At 68.2% G+C, this 3,182-nt stretch carries 5 protein-coding genes; all 5 read right to left on the bottom strand.

Annotated features, from left to right (window positions below; genetic code table 11):
* A partial coding sequence (locus tag E1286_RS49745) for a hypothetical protein (RefSeq protein WP_223190958.1) occupies positions 1-252 on the bottom strand: 252 nt, incomplete at its 3' end.
* Between the two features lie 62 nt (positions 253-314).
* A complete protein-coding gene (locus tag E1286_RS46680) occupies positions 315-1,193 on the bottom strand; it encodes a DivIVA domain-containing protein (protein WP_132623774.1) in 879 nt (292 codons plus the stop codon).
* A 104-nt stretch (positions 1,194-1,297) separates the two neighbouring features.
* A complete protein-coding gene (locus E1286_RS46675) occupies positions 1,298-1,585 on the bottom strand; it encodes a YggT family protein (protein ID WP_111185070.1) in 288 nt (95 codons plus the stop codon).
* A gap of 80 nt (positions 1,586-1,665) precedes the next feature.
* A complete protein-coding gene (locus E1286_RS46670) occupies positions 1,666-2,166 on the bottom strand; it encodes a cell division protein SepF (protein WP_132623772.1) in 501 nt (166 codons plus the stop codon).
* A gap of 138 nt (positions 2,167-2,304) precedes the next feature.
* Positions 2,305-2,997 (bottom strand): YggS family pyridoxal phosphate-dependent enzyme, encoded by a 693-nt coding sequence (locus tag E1286_RS46665; protein ID WP_132623770.1) that lies wholly within the window; start codon positions 2,995-2,997, stop codon positions 2,305-2,307.
* Positions 2,998-3,182: the final 185 nt, after the last annotated feature.

Raw genomic sequence — 3,182 nt, 5'->3', positions numbered from 1 at the left:
CGGTTGGGGTCGCGGCTGATGAGCCATGGGGCCGGTCTGGGGGTACGGCGGAGCCGGCGGCATGAGCCCCTTCGGGGGGGTGGCCGGCGCAGCGGCCTGCCCACCACCGGGAAAAAGCTCGTTCCGCCGCAGGAACGCCCCGATCACCAGGAACAGCGCGGACAGCACGCTGACCACGATGGACCACATGATCAGGAACGGCTTCGCCAGTACGAAGCCCGCGATCAGCAGTACGACTGCCGCGAGCACCAAACCAGCACTGATAAGGATCACAGGGGGCTCTTTCGAGTGACAGGTCCTAGTGACCCGCTACTTTACCGGCGGTCGTTGTGGGGACCGTCAGCACCGGGGAAAGCGCCCTGCGGAGCCTCGCCGCCGAACGGGTTGGGGCCACCGGGAAGCGGCTGCTGTCCGCCCTGCGGCACGGCGTGCGACATGGCGGGAGCCTGCTGACCCTGCGGACCACCCGGCATGACCGGGAACCCACCGCTGCCCTCGGCGGAGACGTTGAGCTCGGCGAGCTGGTTCTCCAGGTAGAGCTTGAGCCTGCTGCGGTATTCGCGCTCGAAGCTGCGCAGCTCCTCGACCTTGCGCTCGAGCTCGTCGCGGGTCTGCACGAGCGAGCCCATCGCCTGGCGGTGGCGCTCCTGCGCGTCGCGCTCCAGCGTCTCGGCGCGGGCGCGGGCGTCGCCGATGACCTGCTCGGCCTGGCGGCGGGCCTTGGTGAGGATCTCGTCGGCCTCGCGCCGGGCGCGGGTCACCGTCTCGTCCGCCTCCCGGCGGGCGTCGGCGATCGCCTGGTCGGCGGTCTGCTGGGCGAGCGCGAGCACGCGGGCCGCGGTGTCCATGTTGTCCTCGGCGGGAGGCATGTTCATGGCCACGGGGACCGGCTGCTGCTGCACCGGCGGCTCGGGGGCCCGCATGGGCTCCGGCTGCGGCGGGGCCATCATCTCGGGCTTGGGCTGCTGCTCCTGGACCGGGGCGGAGGCCATGGGCATGTTCATGCCGCCCGGCACCTTCCCACGCAGGCACTCGGCCAGCTTGGCGCGGAGCTCCTCGTTCTCTTGGATCAGGCGGTCAAGCTCAGCTTCGACCTCGTCGAGGAAGGCGTCGACCTCTTCCTCGTCGTAGCCCGGCCGCAGCCGGGTGGTACTGAACTGCTTGTTCCGCACATCAGCGGGCGTCAGCGGCATTTTTTGGTCTCCTTGGCGCGCTTGGAGTCTGTCCGGAGGACGGTAACCCGAATCACTTCAGCGCGGACACGAGTTGGAACACGACCGGCACGACACAGGCCCGCTCATCGCAGCATTCCGGCGATCTGAATCAAGATCAGGACCACGATGAACAGGACAGTGAAGCTTAGGTCAAAGGCCACCGTACCCAACCGGAGCGGAGGAATGAAACGGCGGAGGAACTTGAGTGGTGGGTCGGTTGCGGTGTAAGTGGCCTCCGCCAGCACCAGGACGACGCCCGTAGGACGCCACTGACGGGCGAAAGCCTGCACCGTCTCGAAGATCATCCTGCCGATGAGCAGCACCAAATAGAGAGACAGGACTACGACCAAGATCTGACTGACGATCCCCACGGCCCGGCCGCGCCTCCACTTCTGGTGTGCCCTCCCGGCCTCGGCGAGACCTGGTTGGGTCCGATAGACATACAGAGACTCTAACTCTGGTTGAAGAACCCGCGCTCCGCGATTCGGGCCTTGTCCTCAGCGGTCACCTCGACATTGGCAGGGGACAACAGGAACACCTTGTTCGTAACACGTTCAATGCTGCCGTGCAGGCCGAAAACCAGACCTGCTGCGAAATCGACCAGACGCTTGGCGTCGCTGTCGACCATCTCGGTCAGGTTCATGATGACCGGGGTACCGTCACGGAAGTGCTCACCGATGGTACGCGCCTCGTTGTACGTGCGCGGATGCAGGGTCGTGATGCGCGCCAGATCCGTCGTACGGCGCTCCACGACGGCGGTCGTGGGCCTGGGCGCGGGAACCACCGCATCGGGCTCGTCGTCGCGGTCCTGGACCGCGACGGGCCGCTCCTCACCGGGCCGCTGCACGTCGTCGTCGTAGGCGTACTCGTCCGGGTACGTCTCATACCTCTCGTAGCGGTCGTCCTCCACGAGACCGAGGTAGACCGCCATCTTGCGCATCGCGCCGGCCATCGCTACGTCGTCCTCCTGCTCATGGTCGCACCCGCTCGGGTCCGTCGCCGTGTCCGAGGCGGTAGGGCGTACCCCCTGGAGCTCACCGCTGATCGACCTCTACTTGATCGTGGACCTGGAGACCCACTTGAGGGGACATTACCTGACGAAGGGCTTGCGACGACCGAGCAACGCCGTACCGACGCGCACGTGTGTCGCACCGTACGCGATGGCCTCGGCCAGATCGCCGCTCATGCCCGCCGACACCATCGTGGCCCGGGGGTGCTGCTCCTGCAGGCGCACCGCCAGGTCGCGCAGACGGGAGAAGGCCTTGGCCGGCTCTTCACCGAGCGGCGCCACGGCCATGACCCCGCCCAGCCACACGCCCTCGGCGAGAGCCACCTCGTCGGCGAGCGGCAGCAGGTCGGCGGGGCGGCAGCCGCCCCTGGCCGGGTCGTCGTCCAGCGCCACCTGCAGCAGGCAGCCGACATTGCGGCCCTGGCGGACCGCCTCCTTGCTGATCGCCTCCACCAGCCGCAGCCGGTCGACGGATTGGATCACGTCGGCGTAGCCGACGACGGAGCGGACCTTGTTGGTCTGCAACTGGCCGACGAAGTGCCAGGTCAGCGGCAGGCCGGCCAGCTCGTGCGCCTTGGCGGCGGCCTCCTGGTCGCGGTTCTCGCCGACGTCGCGCACGCCCAGCTCGGCCAGGATCCGGATGTCGTCGGCGGGCCGCGTCTTGGTGACGGCGATCAGCGTGACCTCGCCACGGTCGCGCCCCACGGCGTGACACGCCTGTGCGATGCGCGCGTCGACCTCGGCGAGCCCGGCCGCGATCTCGTCCCTTCTCACGTGCCCTCCTTCACTCCCGGCGTCCTCGCGCCCCTCGCACACGACGGCGCCGCTCCCGTATCCCTGCGGGGAGCGGCGTCAGGTGTGCGGCTACTTGAGGAAGTCGGGGACGTCGAGTTCCTCTTCCTGTTCCTCGAAGACCACTCGCGGACGTTTGGCGGGCTCCGACATGCGGGAGGTGATGG

The sequence above is a fragment of the Nonomuraea terrae genome, assembly GCF_004348995.1.
GTDB lineage: Bacteria > Actinomycetota > Actinomycetes > Streptosporangiales > Streptosporangiaceae > Nonomuraea > Nonomuraea terrae.
The sequence above is the reverse complement of the archived record's forward strand: the minus strand, read 5'-3'. Positions and strand labels throughout refer to the sequence as shown.